This window comes from Fodinicurvata halophila, assembly GCF_042651425.1.
GTDB lineage: Bacteria > Pseudomonadota > Alphaproteobacteria > Kiloniellales > DSM-21159 > Fodinicurvata > Fodinicurvata halophila.
The window spans coordinates 836,641-854,347 of the sequence record NZ_JBHSCW010000003.1; the positions used below are offsets into that span (position 1 = coordinate 836,641).

Annotated in this window: 17 protein-coding genes; 9 read left to right on the forward strand and 8 right to left on the reverse strand. The window is 61.0% G+C overall.

Going from position 1 to position 17,707, the window contains the following annotated elements; genetic code table 11:
* The first annotated feature begins 94 nt into the window (after positions 1-94).
* The 3 genes from purM to ACFOW6_RS08800 are packed head-to-tail and all read left to right on the forward strand — an operon-like array spanning position 95 to position 2,013.
* A complete protein-coding gene (gene purM, locus ACFOW6_RS08790) occupies positions 95-1,132 on the forward strand; it encodes a phosphoribosylformylglycinamidine cyclo-ligase (protein WP_382421960.1) in 1,038 nt (345 codons plus the stop codon).
* A gap of 3 nt (positions 1,133-1,135) precedes the next feature.
* Positions 1,136-1,834: a phosphoribosylglycinamide formyltransferase gene (purN, locus tag ACFOW6_RS08795; protein ID WP_382421961.1), complete on the forward strand. Its 699-nt coding sequence runs from the start codon at positions 1,136-1,138 to the stop codon at positions 1,832-1,834.
* Positions 1,835-1,890: 56 nt separating this feature from the next.
* The gene (locus tag ACFOW6_RS08800) at positions 1,891-2,013 is read left to right on the forward strand and encodes an aa3-type cytochrome c oxidase subunit IV (protein ID WP_382421962.1); all 123 of its coding nucleotides are present in this window, start codon (positions 1,891-1,893) and stop codon (positions 2,011-2,013) included.
* A 54-nt stretch (positions 2,014-2,067) separates the two neighbouring features.
* On the opposite strand, the gene ndk is transcribed toward ACFOW6_RS08800, so the two are convergent.
* The gene (ndk, locus tag ACFOW6_RS08805) at positions 2,068-2,490 is read right to left on the reverse strand and encodes a nucleoside-diphosphate kinase (protein WP_382421963.1); all 423 of its coding nucleotides are present in this window, start codon (positions 2,488-2,490) and stop codon (positions 2,068-2,070) included.
* Positions 2,491-2,623: 133 nt separating this feature from the next.
* Here ndk and ACFOW6_RS08810 point away from each other — a divergent pair, with 133 nt between their 5' ends.
* Positions 2,624-4,510 carry an ABC-F family ATP-binding cassette domain-containing protein gene (locus ACFOW6_RS08810; RefSeq protein ID WP_382421964.1) on the forward strand — a complete coding sequence of 629 codons (1,887 nt, stop codon included), beginning with the start codon at positions 2,624-2,626 and terminating at the stop codon, positions 4,508-4,510.
* A gap of 33 nt (positions 4,511-4,543) precedes the next feature.
* On the opposite strand, the gene ACFOW6_RS08815 is transcribed toward ACFOW6_RS08810, so the two are convergent.
* Complete coding sequence (locus tag ACFOW6_RS08815) at positions 4,544-4,999, reverse strand: DNA polymerase III subunit chi (protein WP_382421965.1); 456 nt, start codon at positions 4,997-4,999, stop codon at positions 4,544-4,546.
* A 15-nt stretch (positions 5,000-5,014) separates the two neighbouring features.
* Positions 5,015-6,520 carry a leucyl aminopeptidase gene (locus tag ACFOW6_RS08820; protein WP_382421966.1) on the reverse strand — a complete coding sequence of 502 codons (1,506 nt, stop codon included), beginning with the start codon at positions 6,518-6,520 and terminating at the stop codon, positions 5,015-5,017.
* Positions 6,521-6,809: 289 nt separating this feature from the next.
* Here ACFOW6_RS08820 and ACFOW6_RS08825 point away from each other — a divergent pair, with 289 nt between their 5' ends.
* From ACFOW6_RS08825 to rsmA, 4 genes are all read left to right on the forward strand, one after another.
* A complete protein-coding gene (locus ACFOW6_RS08825) occupies positions 6,810-9,068 on the forward strand; it encodes an LPS-assembly protein LptD (protein WP_382421967.1) in 2,259 nt (752 codons plus the stop codon).
* A gap of 149 nt (positions 9,069-9,217) precedes the next feature.
* A complete protein-coding gene (locus tag ACFOW6_RS08830; RefSeq protein WP_382421968.1) occupies positions 9,218-10,780 on the forward strand; it encodes a peptidylprolyl isomerase in 1,563 nt (520 codons plus the stop codon).
* A gap of 42 nt (positions 10,781-10,822) precedes the next feature.
* On the forward strand, positions 10,823-11,860 hold the full coding sequence (pdxA, locus tag ACFOW6_RS08835; protein ID WP_382421969.1) for a 4-hydroxythreonine-4-phosphate dehydrogenase PdxA: 1,038 nt from the start codon (positions 10,823-10,825) through the stop codon (positions 11,858-11,860).
* On the forward strand, positions 11,857-12,702 hold the full coding sequence (gene rsmA / locus ACFOW6_RS08840) for a 16S rRNA (adenine(1518)-N(6)/adenine(1519)-N(6))-dimethyltransferase RsmA (protein WP_382421970.1): 846 nt from the start codon (positions 11,857-11,859) through the stop codon (positions 12,700-12,702). Before pdxA ends, rsmA begins: the two co-directional genes overlap by 4 nt.
* Before the next feature lie 3 nt (positions 12,703-12,705).
* On the opposite strand, the gene gmk is transcribed toward rsmA, so the two are convergent.
* Positions 12,706-13,344, reverse strand: coding sequence for a guanylate kinase (gmk, locus tag ACFOW6_RS08845; RefSeq protein ID WP_382421971.1), 639 nt, complete (start codon positions 13,342-13,344; stop codon positions 12,706-12,708).
* Positions 13,345-13,355: 11 nt separating this feature from the next.
* Positions 13,356-14,255: a YicC/YloC family endoribonuclease gene (locus ACFOW6_RS08850; RefSeq protein WP_382421972.1), complete on the reverse strand. Its 900-nt coding sequence runs from the start codon at positions 14,253-14,255 to the stop codon at positions 13,356-13,358.
* Between the two features lie 89 nt (positions 14,256-14,344).
* On the opposite strand from ACFOW6_RS08850, the gene ACFOW6_RS08855 reads away from it, so the two are divergent.
* Entirely contained in the window at positions 14,345-15,124 is a 780-nt protein-coding gene (locus tag ACFOW6_RS08855) for an SDR family NAD(P)-dependent oxidoreductase (RefSeq protein ID WP_382421973.1), read from the forward strand.
* Between the two features lie 5 nt (positions 15,125-15,129).
* Here the strand turns inward: ACFOW6_RS08855 and mltG are convergent, their stop codons facing one another.
* The 3 genes from mltG to ACFOW6_RS08870 form a co-directional block, all read right to left on the reverse strand.
* The gene (gene mltG / locus ACFOW6_RS08860; protein WP_382421974.1) at positions 15,130-16,113 is read right to left on the reverse strand and encodes an endolytic transglycosylase MltG; all 984 of its coding nucleotides are present in this window, start codon (positions 16,111-16,113) and stop codon (positions 15,130-15,132) included.
* Between the two features lie 9 nt (positions 16,114-16,122).
* A complete protein-coding gene (gene fabF / locus ACFOW6_RS08865; RefSeq protein WP_382421975.1) occupies positions 16,123-17,388 on the reverse strand; it encodes a beta-ketoacyl-ACP synthase II in 1,266 nt (421 codons plus the stop codon).
* A gap of 69 nt (positions 17,389-17,457) precedes the next feature.
* On the reverse strand, positions 17,458-17,691 hold the full coding sequence (locus ACFOW6_RS08870; protein WP_382421976.1) for an acyl carrier protein: 234 nt from the start codon (positions 17,689-17,691) through the stop codon (positions 17,458-17,460).
* Positions 17,692-17,707: the final 16 nt, after the last annotated feature.

Sequence of the window (17,707 nt, forward strand, 5' to 3'; positions counted from 1 at the left end):
GGAATGCTTATGCTCGCCCCGTCCGTTGATGGTCGTCGGGACATAAGGAATGTCATACTTCAAGACGGCTTCCGATACAAACGCGAGGACACAGATGACAGGGCGTAGCTACAAGGCCGCAGGCGTGGACATCGATACCGGAAATGCGCTGGTGGATGCCATTAAGCCCTTGGCCGCAGCTACGACCCGTCCCGGTGCATTGGGCGGCCTGGGGGGCTTTGGCGCCGTTTTCGATCTGAAAGCCGCAGGGTTCCGGGATCCGCTGCTGGTTTCCACGACGGACGGTGTCGGCACGAAGCTCAAAGTAGCCATTTCCGCGGGAAAGCACGACAGCATTGGTATCGATCTGGTGGCCATGTGCGTCAATGATCTGGTCGTCCAGGGGGCCGAACCCCTTTTCTTCCTCGACTACTACGCAACGGGACGCCTGAACCCCGAAACCGGACGCGCGATCGTCGCCGGCATTGCGGAAGGCTGTCGCCAGGCGGGCTGTGCTTTGGTCGGCGGAGAAACCGCCGAGATGCCCGGCATGTACAACGAAGAGGACTATGACCTCGCAGGCTTCTGCGTTGGCGCTGTGGAGCGCTCTGAACTGATCACCGGCGACACCGTCCAGGAGGGCGATGTGTTGCTGGGCCTCCTTTCCAACGGACTGCATTCCAACGGTTTCTCCCTGGTTCGCAAGGTGGTGTCCGATCTTGGTCTCTCCTATGAGGCCCCAGCTCCCTTCGACATGGAAATGACACTCGCGGACACGCTTCTCGCCCCGACACGCATCTATGTCTCGACCTGCCTCGCCGCGCTCGGGACTGGTGGCGTCAAGACCATGGCTCACATCACGGGCGGCGGACTGGTCGAGAACCTGCCGCGCGTCCTGCCGGCCGGGCTGGCTGCCGAGATCGACACCGGCTCCTGGGAGCTACCGGCCGTGTTCGAGTGGCTGCATACACACGGCAACGTCGAACGTTCGGATCTCTTCAGAACCTTCAACTGCGGTATCGGCATGGTGCTGGTGGCCGAGGCGGGATTGGCCGAAGCTGTGGCCGAAGTCGCCCGCCAGAAGGGTGAAGAGGTGATCGAACTGGGCCGCATCGTGTCGCGCGGCGAGGGGCCGGCGGTTCGCCTGGAATAAGTCATGGCCGAGAGCGAACATCGCCCTTTGCGCGTCGCGGTCATGGTCTCCGGACGCGGCAGCAATCTGCAGGCCCTGCTTGATGCGGCAGCCGTTCCCTCCTATCCGGTTTCCATAGAGTTGGTTGTCTCGAATGTGCCTGATGTTCAGGCGCTCGAACGCGCCGGGACCGCCGGTATCCGGACAGCCACCGTTCCTCACCGCGACTTCGACAGCCGGGAGGCTTTCGAGCGCAAGATCTCAGCAGTGCTCGAGAGTGCCGCTCCCGACCTGATTTGCCAGGCCGGCTTCATGCGAATCCTCACCCCCTGGTTCATTGAGCGCTGGCACAACAGGCTGATCAACATCCACCCTTCTCTTCTGCCGGCCTTTCCCGGCCTCAGAACCCATGAGAAGGCCCTGGAGGCAGGTGTCCGGCTGCATGGTTGCACTGTCCACCTCGTCCGCACCGAAGTGGACAGTGGGCCGATCATTGGCCAAGCTGCCGTGCCCGTCTCACCGGAGGACACCTCCGAGAGCCTTGCCGCCCGGGTTCTCCGCGCTGAACACAAGCTCTATCCCACCTGCCTCCAGTTGATTGCGGAGAGTCACATCCGCCTTGGAGAGGACAAGGTCCATTTCACAGGGAGCTTCAACGAAGATGACGCTCTTCTGCTCAATCCCGGGACCGCCGAGCTTGTGCGACCCTCGGATTTTTCCTAGATAATCCGGCACAGAAGATAGACACCCAAGCCGATTCATTGTGTCAGGGAAACGAGATGAACGAAGATCGCATGCTGCAGGCTCACAAGGCGACCTATACCGGTTTCCTGAAATTTGCCGCCTATGGAGCGTCCATCGTGGCGATCGTCCTGCTGCTGATGGCCCTGATCCTGGTCTAGGACATGAAAAAAGGCGGGAGAGCCTCCCGCCTTTTCGTGCCACCGTCCAAGGCCTCAGCCGACGATTTCGTCGTCCTTGAAGAAGAAGGCGATCTCTTGCTCAGCCGTTTCAGGCGCATCCGATCCGTGAACGGAGTTGGCCTCGATGGATTCGGCAAAATCCGCGCGAATGGTACCGGGCGCCGCATCGGCCGGATTGGTCGCCCCCATGACCTCGCGGTTCTTGGCGACGGCATCATCGCCTTCGAGGACCTGAACAACGACCGGACCAGAGGTCATGAAAGAAACAAGATCATTGAAGAAGGGACGCTCCTTGTGCACCGCATAGAAGCCCTCTGCCTGCTCCTTGGTCAGCTTGAGGCGTTTCTGGGCGACCACGCGCAGTCCTGCATTCTCCAGACGATCAATGATCTTTCCGGTGATGTTGCGCTGGGTGGCATCGGGCTTGATGATTGAGAGTGTGCGTTCCTTGGCCATGATCTTGTCAATCTCCTGCTGGCGTGAATGTCGCGCGCCTTATACTGGCCCTCACCGGCCACGACAACCTCGCTGGGCCCAATTACGCATGCCAATGGACTATCCGCCAGTGAGTCGGGAAACAGTTTAGACGATGCTGCATATCGAGAATCTTGAATATCATGTTGAAGGGCGCCTGCTCTTTGCCAAGACATCGGCCACCCTGGCGGATAAGTGGCGGGTTGGTATCGTGGGCCGTAACGGCAGCGGCAAGACCACGCTGCTCCGGCTGATCGACGGAAGTCTTTCCCCCGACAGCGGCCACATCGCCCTGGCCGGCCGGCGGCGCATCGGCAAGGTGGCGCAGGAAGCTCCTGGCGGTCAGACCAGCCTGATCGATACCGTGCTCGCTGCGGATCAGGAGCGCACCGCCCTTCTGAAGGAGGCCGAAAGCGCAACAGACCCCATGCGCATTGCCGAGATCCATGAACGACTGACGAGCATTCGTGCCGACAGCGCCCCTGCCCGCGCCAGTCGCATCCTCGCAGGTCTCGGCTTCGACGAGGAGGCACAGCAGCGCCCCTGCGCTAGCTACTCCGGTGGCTGGCGCATGCGGGTCGCCCTGGCCGCCCTGCTGTTTTCCGAGCCTGAGCTGCTCCTGCTCGACGAGCCGACCAACCACCTGGATCTGGAGGCAACGCTGTGGCTGGAGAGTTACCTAGCCAACTATCCGGGGACGTTGCTGCTGATCAGTCACGACCGCAAGCTCCTGAACAGCATTCCGGATCATATCCTGCACCTGGAGGGCGCCAAGCTCACCCTCTATAACGGCAACTACGACACCTTCGCGCGCACCCGGCAGGAAAAGCTCGAGCACGAAGCCGCCTACAACGCGAAAATCCTTGCACAGCGCCGGCACATGCAGGCCTTCGTCGACCGCTTCCGCGCCAAGGCCAACAAGGCCAAGCAGGCCCAATCCCGGCTCAAAATGCTGGAGCGCCTGCAGACCGTGACCACGGTAGTGGATGACCACAAGGTCTCGCTCAACTTCCCAAAGCCCGAACCGCTGGCACCGCCCATCGTGACGCTCGAGAATGTGGAGACCGGGTATTCGCCGAATCCCCCAGTTCTGCGCAACCTGAACCTGCGCGTGGACATGGACGACCGTATCGCCTTGCTGGGCGCCAACGGCAACGGCAAGTCCACTCTGGCTCGCCTGCTGGCCGGCCGGCTTACCCCCATGGGCGGACACAAGCGCAATTCCGGAAAGCTGCGTGTCGGCTATTTTGCCCAGGATCAAAGCGAGGAGTTGGATTACAACGCCACACCGATCGAGAACCTTGCCCGGCTCATGCCCGAAGCCAAACCTCAATTGGTTCGCAATCATCTGGGACGCTTCGGGTTTTCGGGCGGCCATGCCGAAACACCCGTGAAAAAGTTGAGTGGCGGCGAGAAAGCACGTCTTCTCTTTGCCCTGATCAGCCGGGAGAATCCACATCTCCTGATCCTCGACGAACCAACCAACCATCTGGACATCGACGCACGTGACGCCTTGATGGAAGCACTCAATGACTTCGAAGGAGCAATTATCCTGGTCAGCCACGACGCCTACCTGGTTGAGACGGTGGCAGAGCGCCTCTGGCTCGTACAGAACGGCTCCGTGCAGAGCTACGAGGGGGATATGGAGGAATACCGCCAGCTGCTGCTGGAACAGCGACGGGCAGAGCGCAGGCGGTCCCAGCAAGAAAATGCACCTCCAGCCCCCGGCCCGTCCCGCAAGGAACAGCGGCGCGAGGCTGCGCAGAATCGTGCAGCCTTGGCGGACCTGCGAAAGACTGCCAAGGCTACGGAACGCAAGCTCGCCAAGTTAACCGAGCAGAAACGGAAACTCGAAGCGGAAATGGCCGATCCGGATCTCTACACGAGCGATCCTGAACGCGCCGCTGATTTGCAGAAGACGTACGGCGAGCTCGAGAAGGAAATCTCACAACTTGAGGAAGACTGGCTGCAGACGCAGGAAGCCTTGGAGAAGGCTGGCTGATCACCTGGTCGGAAGCGACCCGAATCCCGTCAATCAGCCAGGCTCCCGTTTGTTCCAGCGGCCCTGTTCGTCCTGCTGCCAATAGGTCAGCTCGAATGACAGCTCCTTGCAACGCTTCCATTCGCTGCGCGCTGCCTGAACAGCCTCACTGTCACGGCCGTCGAAAAGAAGGGCACAGAGCTCGTAGCTCGCCATCTGCTCGCTGCTCGCCCCATCGGTCAGGAAGAGATACTGGGCCCCGTTGGGATTCTCGTCGCTGTCAGTGAGCCAGACAGGCTGTTGCTCGGCGAACCCGTCCCTGCGACTGCCGTGGGGCAGGAAGCTGCGGTCATGGTAGCTCCAGAGATGCGCGCACAGCGCCTCCACGCGCTCCTCCGACCGGGCCAGCACCACCGCCCGCTTGCCGCGCTCCAGGGTTTTTTCGAGCAGTTTGGGCAAGGCGGATTCAAGGTTCGTTGCGGTCAGGTGATAGAAGCGAACCTCCGTCACGAGAGCGCTTTCCCGCTATTTCTCGAACGTGTCCGCGACATAGCGGTCCAGCAGACGCACACCATGTGCGGTCGCACCCTTGGGAACCGTGGGCTTGTCCTTTTCCGACCAGGTGACACCGGCAATGTCCAGATGAGCCCAGGAGACCCCCTCCTGGATGAAGCGCTTGAGGAACTGCGCAGCCGTAATGGAACCGCCCCAGCGGTTGCCCGTGTTCTTCATATCCGCCGAATCCGTGTTCAGAAGCTGATCGAACTCTTCCCCCATGGGCATGTGCCAGACGGCTTCCGATGTATTCTTCCCGGCATTTTCCAAGCTTTCAACCAACTCGTCGTTGTTGGAGAAAAGACCGGCCTGAGACTTGCCTAATGCGACGAGGATGGCGCCTGTCAGAGTCGCCAGGTCGATGACGGTCTTCGGCTTGAAGCGCTCCTGCACGTACCAGAGCGCATCGGCCAGAACGAGGCGCCCCTCGGCGTCCGTGTTGATGATCTCTATGGTCTGTCCGGACATGGAAGTGACGATATCACCTGGCCGTTGCGCCCGCCCGTCGGGCATGTTCTCCACCAGCCCGCAGACACCGATGGCGTTTACCTTGGCCTTGCGCGAGGCAAGAACATGCATCAGCCCCAGAACGACGCCGGCGCCGCCCATGTCCCATTTCATGTCCTCCATGTTCGCAGCCGGCTTGATCGAGATTCCGCCGGTGTCGAAACAGACACCCTTGCCAACGAAGGCAACAGGGAATTCGGGCTCGCCCTTCTTGTCTGCACCCGGCCAGGTCATGACCAGAAGCTGGGAGTCCCGCTGCGACCCCTCACCGACCCCGAGCAGGGCATGCATCCCGCGTTCACGCATCTCGGCTTCTCCGAGAACCTCGATCTTGACCCCCAGCTTTTCCAGCTTGCGGGCTTCCTGCACGAAGCTTTCCGGATAGATCACGTTGGCCGGTTCCGAAATCACGTCCCGGGCCATGAAGATGCCCGGCACCGTCCGCTCGAGATCCTTGTAGAGCTTGTCGGCCGGCTTGTGGTCCTTAAGTGCCAGCGTCAGCGTTTCCAGGGTTGGCTTCTTCTCCTGCTTTTCGCGTGTGCGATAGCGATCGAAGCGATAGCTGCGCAGGCTGGCCCCATAACCTGCAAGTGCTGCGGCACGATCCTGCGCGACCTGGGACTCATCGAAGGCTTCGAACAACAGCGTCGCCTCGCCCACGCCTGCCTGGTTGAGATGGTAGAGCAGGTTGCCGCCCAAGGCCTCCCAATCCAGCTCACTGGTCTCCGAGGGATTGCCGATACCGGCCAGCACGATGCGATCCAGATCCACCCCCTGGGGCGCCAGAATATCGAGGAATTCGCTTTTCTTGCCCTTGAAGCGACTACTGGCCTTAAGGGCACGCGTCAGGCTTCCACCGGTTTTCCTGTCGAGGTCGGCACCAGCCTCGCCGAGCTTGCCGTCTTCCAGGACGGTTATGGCCAGTGTGCCCTTGCCGGGAATATCAGGGGCTGAAAAACCGATCTGCATCTACTTTTCCTCGCTGTTCATGGCGGACAGGTTTGAAGATAAGACGAGCGCCCGGCAAGCTAAACCCCTAACTGCCTCTCTTGAGTGGGAAAGCGCCTCTGCCTGCCGTTATCCCTGAAAAGCTTTATTCTGTGCGAGTCCGCTTTTTCTGCTTTATAGGTAAGAGGTCGGTTGACGCTGGCGCCGCTTTGCGCTTCAAGCGACAGTGAATGGTCTGTTCAGGGGAACAGGCTCGGGCGGGCAAGAGGCCTCTGTGGCCTCTGCGATCTCAAGGGGACCTCAGAGTCACATGAACTCTGGAACACTTAAGGATATTCTCTTTTCAGGGGCGGCCGTCCTGGCACTCCTTACGCCCTTCATGATCGAATCGGCCAGCCCGGTGGCAGCCCAGACAGGCAGCTCTCCTGCAAACACCGAAGAAGAAGAGCGGGACGAACGCGCCCTGTTGCGCGCCGACGAAGTCACCAACAATGAGGATGAGGGCATCATAACGGCCTCCGGCAACGTGGAGCTTGCCCAGGGAGATCGTGTGCTTCTGGCCGATACGGTGACTTACAACACCAACACCGATGTGGCCACCGCCCGCGGGAACGTCGCGCTGGTAGAGCCGAGCGGTGAAGTCATGTTCGGCGAATACGTCGAGATCACCAGCGACATGAAGGAGGCCTTCGTAAGGGATGTCCGCATCCTGTTACTGGATGACACGCGCATCGCCGCCGACACTGCCGTACGCACCAGTGGCAACAGGACCGTGTTCCGGCAGGGTGTCTTCAGCCCCTGCCTGCCCTGCGAGGAGGATCCGGACGCCGCCCCGCTCTGGCAGATCAAGGCGGATCGCGCCATACATGATCAGGAAGCCCAGGAGATGCGCTATCGCAATGCGCGCCTGGAGTTCTTCGGCGTGCCCGCCTTCTACACCCCTTATTTCTCTCACGCGGACTGGACGGTCGACCGGAAGAGCGGCCTCCTGGCCTCGGAGTATGGCAGCGAAGACTTCCTCGGCATGTATGGAAAGGTGCCCTATTACTGGGTTACCGGTCCCACGAGCGACGTCACCATCACGCCAATGTACACCCAGAACCAGGGCCTGCAGCTCTCCACGGAATTCCGCAAGATCTTCGAGAACGGCACACTCGAGGCCACGCTCTCGGGCACGCGCGCTGATCGCATAGACTCCCACGGAGTCCTTCACGAAGATCAGTTTCGCGGCCACATTGATGCCATGGGCCGCTTCGACTTCTCGGATACTTGGCGTGGGGGATTCGACATCCGGCGCGCCAGCGACGAGAGCTATCCCAAGGTCTACAATGTCGATCTGAGAGACGAAGAACAGCTTTACGAGAGCCGTCTCTTCGCCGAACGCCTGGAAGGGCGCAACTACTTCTCGGCCAACGCCTTCGCCTATCAGTCCCTGACGGACCTGGTCTCCACAAGCCGCCAGCCCATCGTGGCCCCCATGCTGGACTGGAATCACGTCAGCGAACCCGTGTGGGGCAGCGGCTATTACGAACTGGATGCCAATCTGCTGTCATTGCAGCGCGAGAAGGGACGAGAGGTTCGCCGCCTGTCGCTCAGCACGGCCTGGAACCAGCCCTTCATGGGCCCCATCGGCGATGTCTACACACTGCGGGCCAGCCTGCGGACTGACGGTTACTGGACCGACGATCACTATCCTGGCACCACAGCCTTCGATCCCCAACCCTCCGAAGGTTCCGATTTCACCGGTCGCGTTTTTCCTCAGTTGTCGATGGAATGGCGCTATCCTTGGGTTGCCCAGTCGGAATACTTCCAGCAGACGTTCGAGCCCATTGTCCAGGCCGTAGCCGCCCCCTCTTTCGGCAACAACGACGACATCCCCAATGAAGACAGCCTGGATGTCGAATTCGATGATACCAACCTCTTCGCGCTCAACCGCTTTGCCGGGCTGGATCGCGTCGATAAGGGCAGCCGTATTGACTTCGGCATGAATTACAGCTTTTCGACCTACTCTCAGTTCTACAGCGAAGCCTTCATCGGCAAGAGCTATCGCTTCGAGGAGAATGAGGATTTTTCAGAAGGCACCGGACTGCGATCCAAGAACTCGGATTATGTGGGTCGGGTGCGCATTCAGCCCTTTCGGGAGCTTGACCTGCTCTATCGTTTTCGCCTCGATCAGGAAGACTTGGGTTTTCGCCAACAGGAAGCGCGCTTTCGCGCCGGGATTCCAGAGTTCCGCGTCACCGGCAGTTACCTGAATTTCAAGGAAACCACGGAAAGCAGTCGCTATGGCGCTCGCGAACAGGTGCGTATATCCCTGTCCAGTCAGTTCACCGACCATTGGCGCGGACGCATCTATGCCCAGCACGACTTCGAGAACGATTACACCCCGCGCGCCGGCGCCAATCTGATTTACGAGGACGAATGCTGCACGCTTTACATGGGCTTTGAGCGCAGACGTTTTCGCAATCGCGAGATCCAGCCGGAAGACACCTTTGGGATTCGACTTAGCCTAAAATACCTCGGGGCGTTCGGTGCCGAACAGGGTGTCGGAGGACGCCAGTCAGAGTAGGGTGCCGTTAAGTGAGTTGGAATTGTATCCATGTCGTGGTTGATTGTTCCTGGCATGCTTGGGATTTATATTTCAGCTGTCAAACAATTGATCTATGAGTGCCGAATGCCTCAGACGATCCGTCCCGGGTGGCTGGAGATGTATAGCTTATGAGAAAATTTTTCGTCCTCGCGCTCAGTGCTTTCCTGGTTGCAGCCGCAGGCGCCTCCCAGGAAGCAAGAGCACAGGAGACCCTGAGTGCGGCCGCCGTCGTGAATGACCAGGTGATCTCACAGCTGGATCTCGATCAGCGCCTGAAACTGGCCCTTCTCTCCAGCGGCTTGCCCAACAATGAGGAGACGCGCCAGAACCTGGCTCCGCAGGTGCTGCGTCAGCTTGTCGACGAGCGCCTGCAGATGCAGGAGGCCGAGCGTCTTGCTCTCGAGGTTCCGGAAAGCGAGGTGGAAGCCGCCGTCGAGGAGATTGCCCAGCGCAACGGCAGCACGGTGGAAGAATTCGATCGCATGCTGGAGCAAAACGGCATTGCCCCGTCCACCTTGCGCCAGCAGGTGCGCGCCACCATTGCCTGGAACCGAGTTCTCTCCGCACGGGTCGTGCCCGAAGTCCAGATCACGCAGGAGGAGATCGACTTCGCCCTGGAGCAGTTCCAGCAGACCAGCAACCAATCGCAGGTTCGTGTGGCGGAAATATTCCTGCCCTTTGACAATCCTTCGGAGAAGGCAGAGGTGCGCGAACTGGCCGAAAGGGTCTATCAGGAAGTCCGGCAAGGTGCGGATTTCAGAAGCCTGGCACGGCAATTCTCGCAATCTCCGACGGCCGCCCGCGGAGGTGATCTCGGCTGGGTCCTGCCCACGGAGCTGGATCCCGATGTCGCTCGCGAGGTCGAGGACATGCGCCGCAATGACCTTGCCGGCCCCATCGAGGCCGTGAACGGTTACTACATCATTGCCCTCATCGACCGGCGGCGCATCAATGCCCAGGGGGAAGTTGAGCGCGTCGAACCGCGCGAACCGGAGCCTGAACCGGAACCCCAGCCCCAGGGACCAACCGTCGAGGAACTGCGCAATGCCCGGCTGCACCTGAGCCAGATCATTGTCGAAGCTCCCGAAGGCGAGGAGGAACAGACCGCGCAGGAGTTGGCGGAGCGCACCCAGGGGATCAACAGCTGTGAGGAGGCCAACCAGCTCGCCGAGGAGATCGGCATTCCCGGCTCCGGCGACATGGGACAGGTGGTCGCCTCCGAAATGCCGGAGCAACTCCAGGACCTGCTGCTGCGGCTGCCCGTCGAACAGCCGAGCCCCCCGCTGGGAATGAGTGGGGCCGTCAGTGTTCTCTTCGTATGCGAGCGCGTAAACCAGGCAGGAAACCCTGTTACCGCCGTCTCCCCCCAGCAGCGGCAGGCACCCCCAGAGCCGGATGTGGCCGCCCAATTCCAGAGCAATATCGACCCACGCCCGAGCGCGGAAGAAGCACCGTCAGGAACAGAGGAAGAGGACGCCAGCGGCGAGACCGAGACTTCGGACGGGCCCGATGCCGAGCAGTTGATGGCCGAAGAGGATGTCGAGGTCATCGAACAGGAGCCACAGACCTCGGAGCTCAGCGAGCTTGAGCAACAGGTCGCCGAGAGTCTGAGGCGGGAACAGATCAACCGGAAGTCGGATCGCTATCTCCGGGACCTGCGACGGTCCGCCAACATTGACATCCGGATCTGATGCCCGATCTGCTCCCGGTCTTGCGGGAGGGCACAGGACAGGATGAGCGAGCCTCTCATGCCCCAGCATGATCCTCCCATCGCATTGACCATGGGCGATCCCGCCGGCATTGGCCCCGAGATCACACTGAAGTGCTGGCTCCAACGCAACCAAGCGACGTGCCCGCCCTTCCTTTTCCTCGGCAGTGCAGAGCTCCTTGAGACCTGCGCCAGGAGCCTGGAGGTTGAAGTGCCGATCCACAGGCTCCAGGAGCCCGTGCAAGCTCGGGATGTTTTCCCGGACGCACTGCCGGTTTTGGACCTCCCCTTGCCGGCACCCTGTCGGCCTGGTGTTCCGGATTCCCGGAATGCCCCCATGGTCATCCGCTCCATAGACCTCGCCTATGACCTTGTCCGGACTGGACAGGCCTCGGCCCTGGTCACCAATCCGATACACAAGAACAGCCTCTACAGCAGCGGGTTCTCCCAGCCAGGACACACCGAATACCTGGCCCAGCTTTGCGGGCTGGATTTTCGGCCGGTCATGATGCTGGCGTCGGAACGACTGCGTGTGGTGCCAGTGACGGTACATGTTCCGCTCCGGGAGATACCCTCCCGCCTGACACGCGAGGGCATCGTTCATGCCGCGGAGATCACCTATTTGGCTCTCCAGCGGGATTTCGATATCCCAGCACCGCGTCTGGCCATGGCCGGCCTGAATCCGCATGCTGGAGAGGCAGGCTCCATGGGCCGCGAGGAAATCGATCTTCTTCTGCCTGCTGTCAGGGATCTACAGGCGAAGGGAATGCCCATTGACGAGCCGCGCGCCGCCGACAGCCTGTTCCACGAAACAGCCCGCGGCCGTTATGATGCCGTGCTCTGCATGTATCACGATCAGGCTCTGATCCCGATCAAGACGCTGGATTTCGACAAGGCCGTCAATGTCACGCTCGGCCTGCCGGTCGTCCGCACGTCCCCTGATCACGGCACAGCCTTCAACATTGCCGGACAGAACCAGGCCAACCCGTCCAGCCTTCGGGCGGCCCTGGATCTCGCCGCACGCATGGCACGAGCACGTACTGCCGATATACACAGCTCATGAGCTGCCTCGAGAGCCTTCCACCCCTGCGTGAGGTCATCGCCCGCCACGAACTGGCGGCGCGGAAGAGTCTGGGACAGAATTTCCTGCTGGATCTCAACCTGACGGGTCGTATTGCCCGTTCGGCTGGGCCTCTCGGCGAGGGCACGATTATCGAGATCGGCCCTGGCCCCGGCGGATTGACGCGCGCACTTCTGGGAGCAGGAGCAGCCCACGTCATCGCGGTGGAGAAGGATCACCGCTGCCTGAAAGCCCTCGAAGAGATACAAGCCGTCAGTGACGGACGCCTGGAAGTGCTGGCGGGTGATGCACTCGAGATTCCGACCTCGGAACTGGGTCGACCCCCGCGCAGGATCGTCGCCAACCTGCCCTATAACGTGGCCACTCCCCTTCTGATATCCTGGCTGCGCGCCATCGCCCGGGAGTCCGGCTCGCTGGACCGCCTGATCCTGATGTTCCAGAAGGAGGTGGCCCAGCGCATAACGGCTTCGCCGCACAGCAAGCCCTACGGACGGCTTGCGGTGCTCGCTCAGTGGCTCTGCGAAGCCGAATCGCTTTTTGATATCGCGCCCACTGCTTTCACGCCCCCTCCCAAGGTCACCTCCTCGCTCGTCCGCCTGATCCCGCGTTCGCATCCCCTCTCTCCCTGCCCCGTGGAGGCACTGGAGAAAGTCACGGCGGCGGCTTTCGGTCAAAGGCGGAAGATGCTGCGCCAATCCCTGAAGAGCGTGTTCGCAAAACCCACGGACATCCTGCAGGAACTGGATCTCGCCGAGACGGCCCGGGCGGAGGAACTCGCAATCGAGGATTTCTGTGCCCTGGCGCGCCGGTTTGCGGAGAACTGAAGGTCACCCCGTCGTGCGCAGGCGGTGGACAAAATCCTCGAGGCCCAGCAGCCGCTCGCGGCGCAGGCGTTCTGCCGTCAGGACTGCACGCACCTGTTCGACCGAACGCTCAAGCTGCTGGTTGACGATGATGTAGTCATAGGCGTCCCAGTGGCTCATCTCGTCGGCCGCCTTGGCCATACGGGATTTGACCACCTCCGTGCTATCCTGGGCTCGTGTGTGGAGCCGACGCTCCAATTCCTCTTGCGAAGGTGGAAGAATGAAAACGCGGACGAGGTCCTTCGGCATCTTGCCGCTGAGCTGCTGGGTGCCTTGCCAGTCGATATCGAAGAGAACATCGCGCCCGGCGTTCAGGGCTTCCTCGACCGGTTTACGCGGCGTGCCGTAACGCCGCTCGAAAACACGGGCATGTTCGAGCAGCTCACCCTTCTCCACCATGGCCTCGAACTCGGCGTCATTCACGAAATGGTAGTCCACTCCGTGGCGCTCGCCCGGACGCTTCGGCCGAGTTGTTGCCGACACGGACAGGATAAGGTTGTCGTCTTCCTTGAGGATCTCGCGCGAGATCGTGGTCTTTCCCGCCCCCGAGGGAGAAGACAGGACCAGCATGAGGCCCCGGCGCGTGATGCTGCTTTCACCCATCTTCGTGCCCTTTACTCCATGTTCTGTACCAGCTCGCGCAGCTGATCGATCGCCGTCTTCAGGTCCAGTCCGATGGCCGTCAAATCCGCATCGGGTGATTTGGAACAAAGCGTATTGGCTTCGCGATTGAATTCCTGGCAGAGAAAATCCAGGCGTCTACCCACCGGGCCGCCTTCCGCCAGGAGATCCTGTGCCGAGGAGAGATGCGCCTTCATGCGATCCAGTTCTTCGCGCACATCCGCCTTGCTGACCAGCAGAGCCGCCTCCTGAGCCAGGCGATCTTCCGGCAATTGTCCGGCAGAGGCATTCAGCAACTCCTGGACAAGACGAGACAGACGCTCGCGCATTGCTTCCGGGCGAACCGCTTCAAGCGACTCGGCTTTCTCGATTCCCTGGGAAATCCGCTCCAGGTGGGTGTGCAACAGCTCGCCCATGCGCCGTCCCTCGTCCTGCCTGGACTGCTCAAGCGCGGAGAGGGCAAACTCGAAATCCTTTAGCAGCAAGCCTTCGATTTCCTGACGAAACTCCTCGTCCTCCGCCTCCTCCTGGATTTCCAGGACGCCACGCAGGCCCAGCAGGCCGTCGGCCCGTGGCGGCGCTACGTCGTAGTCCTGGCATAGCCTGTCGCAGAGGCCTGCGAGACGCTGCAGCAATGCTTCGTCGACCGTGACACTGGATTGCGGAGCCAGTCTCCTGAGCGTAAGGGAAACGTTCACATTGCCCCTGTGAAGCTGCTCCTTTACGCGCCGCCGCAGTTCCGGCTCCAGACCCTCGAAGCCCTGGGGCAGGCGATGGCGAAGCTCGAGCCCTCGCCCGTTCACGCTCTTTACCTCCCACACCCAGGAAAAATGGTCGGATTCACCCTGCTGGCGGGCGAAGCCAGTCATGGAGGCAATGGCTGAAGACGTCATGAAATGCTACCAACCGTCGGTCTGTTTAGGAAAGGCGCCACTTAATAACCGCCTGAGGACGCAACGGCAACCGCCAGAGGACGCATTCCATGCTGTTCAGGAACAAGTTACCCGCTCCCCGGCACGTCATGATCACCGGCGCCTCCAGCGGCCTGGGTGCCGCACTGGCGGCGTATTACGCGACGGACACGACCTGCCTGTCCCTTTCGGGGCGCAACGAGGCGCGGCTGGAGCAGATAGCCGAACGCTGTCGGGGAAAAGGCGCCGAGGTGCACGCCGCCCCTCTGGATGTCACCTCGCAGACCGCCTGCGCAGAGTGGATCCGGCAGGCAGATGACAGACAGCCACTTGACCTGCTCATCGCGAATGCTGGTATTTCTGCAGGCACTGGGGAAGGCGGGGAAACTCCCGATCAGACACGAGCCATCCTCGAGACCAACTGCAACGGACTTGTGAACAGCGTGATGCCTGCCCTGGAGGGCATGCGACAGCGTGGCCGAGGGCAGATCGCCCTCATGTCTTCACTGGCAGCCTTCAGGGGCTTCCCGGGAGCGCCCGCCTACTGCGGCTCGAAGGCGATGGTGCGCGTCTGGGGAGAAGCGTTGCGTGGGGAGCTTGCGCCACAAGGCATTGCTGTCAACGTCATCTGTCCGGGCTATGTCAGAACTCCCATGACTGACGTGAACGACTTTCCGATGCCCTTCCTCATGTCGGCCGAGAAGGCCGCTGGAATCATCGCACGCGGCCTGGCCGCGAATCGAGCACGTATCGCCTTTCCCTTTCCAACCTATTTCGCGGCCTGGCTGTTGGGCGTGCTGCCGGCTGGCCTCACAGACGGACTGCTTGCACGCCTTCCGCGCAAGGTCTGAGGTAACTAACCGCCCTCACCGTCCCGGATACGGCGCCAGTTCCGTACATTCCTGTTGTGCTCGTCCAGGGTTCGCGCGAAGGCATGCCCGCCCGAGCCGTCCGCCACGAAGTACAGGTAGTCCGTCTCAGCAGGATCAAGGACTGCCTCGATGGAGGCCTGTCCAGGATTGGCGATCGGGCCAGGCGGAAGACCGTTGACGTGATAGGTATTGTAAGGGTCCTCGACTTCCCAGTCCTGACGGGTCAACTCACGGTCCAGTGGCCCTTTCCCTTCGGTCAGGGCATAGATCACCGTCGGATCTGACTGCAGGGGCATTCCACGCCGCAAGCGGTTGACGAAAACGCTTGCCACCTGGGCGCGTTCAGTGGCAACCGCGGTCTCCTTCTCGACGATGGAGGCCAGCGTCAGCGCCTCCTCAGGCGTTTCCAGGGGCAGGTCGTTGGCACGTTCCGGCCAGAGTTCATCCATCAGTTCCTGCATGTCGCGCTGCATGCGCTCGATCAGGGACTGGCGCTGATCGCCCCATTGATAGTGATAGGTTTCCGGAAGCAGGGATCCCTCCTCGGGAGTTTTGCCAATCTCGCCTTCCAGCACCTCGATGCCCTCCAGAAGCTCTACGACTTCGTAGGATGTGCGACCTTCCGGGATGGTGACCTGGCGTACTATGAATTCGCCGCGTTCCAGCTTTTCCAGGACATCCCTCAGTGACGCACCGGGGGAAAAGGCATACTCGCCGGCCTTGAGACTTGCCGCCTTGCCGCTGAGACGGGCCGCCACCTGGAAAAGCAGCGCATCTTCAATAACCCCCTCTTCCTCGAGCTCAACGGATATCGCGCGGACACCGCTGCCCCGCTCGATCAGGACGACGCTTTCCTCCCTGGCAGGTCCGTCACCTTCATAGGCCTGATAGGCCAGGATGCCGGCAATAGCCAACAGCAGGCCACCAGTGACGATCAGGGCAAAAGTAAAACGGAGAACCCCGCGCATAGCGGCGAATTAGTCGGCAGCAGAGAGGATCAGGCTGGCGTTCGTCCCTCCGAAGCCGAAGGAGTTCGAAAGGGCGTAACGCACTTTCCATCCCTTGGGTTCGTGTGGGACCAGATCAACGCCCTCCGTTTCCGGTGCAGGCTCATCCAGGTTCAGAGTCGGGGGCACGACACCGTCGCGTAGCGCCAGGATACAGAAAATGGCTTCCACAGCCCCCGCCGCTCCCAGAAGGTGACCGATCGCCGACTTGGTGGACGACATCTTCACGCGATTCACGGACTCTCCGAAGAGACGCTTGACCGAACCCAGTTCGATGATATCGCCAAGCGGCGTCGAAGTGCCATGCGCATTGATGTAGTCGATCTGCTCTGCCGAAATACCGGCACGCTTCAAGGCGGCGCGCATCGCGCGATAGCCGCCGCTGCCGTCCTCCGGCGGTGCCGTGACATGATAGGCATCGCCGGACAGGCCATAGCCTACTACTTCGCCATAGATCTTGGCGCCGCGTTTCTTGGCATGCTCGTATTCCTCGAGCACCAATACCCCGGAGCCTTCGCCCATGACAAAGCCGTCTCGCCCCTTGTCCCAGGGACGCGAGGCCTTTTCAGGCGTGTCGTTGTAGCCAGTGCTGAGTGCGCGTGAGGCGCAGAAACCCGCCAGGCCAATCCGCGAGATTGCCGCTTCGGCACCGCCTGCGATCATGACATCCGCATCGTCCATCATGATCAGGCGGGCGGCATCGCCAATTGCATGCGCCCCTGTGGAGCAGGCGGTCACCACCGAATGGTTGGGCCCCTGGAAGCCGTATTTGATGGAAACCTGGCCGGAGACGAGATTGATGAGTACGGCCGGGATGAAGAAGGGCGACAGCTTGCGCGGACCGCGCTCCTTCACCGTCAGCGCCCCCTCGTAAATCGTCTCGAGACCACCGATTCCGGAGCCTATCATCACGCCTGTGCGCTCCAGACTCTCTTCATCCTGCGGTTCCCAGCCGGCATCCTTGATCGCCTGTTCGGCCGCCGCCATTCCGTAGATGATGAAGCGATCGTTCTTGCGCTGATCCTTGGGCTCCATCCATTCGTCGGCATTGAAGCCGCCATCCGCTGCGTTACCAGCCGGCGGCTTCCCTGCAATCTTGGAAGGAAGATCGGAGGTATCGAAGCCCTCTACGGGGCCGAGTCCCGATTTGCCCTCAAGCAGCTGCTTCCAGACATGCTCGACCCCGGTTCCCACCGGCGTCACCAGTCCAAGGCCCGTTATGACAACTCTTCTCATACCGAAAAGACACTCAGCACCCGAGAGGGACTGAGACGTCCGGGTATTCGCCGGACGTCCCAATCGAACTCAGGCGTTCTCCTGAATGAAGTTGATCGCGTCCTTGACGGTCACGATCTTCTCAGCGGCATCATCGGGGATTTCGCAGCCGAATTCCTCCTCAAACGCCATGACCAACTCGACCGTATCAAGGCTGTCGGCACCGAGGTCATCAATGAAGCTGGCATCCTCCGTGACCTTGGATTCCTCCACACCGAGGTGCTCAACAACGATTTTCTTCACGCGTTCCGCGACATCGCTCATGATTCTCTAATCCCCA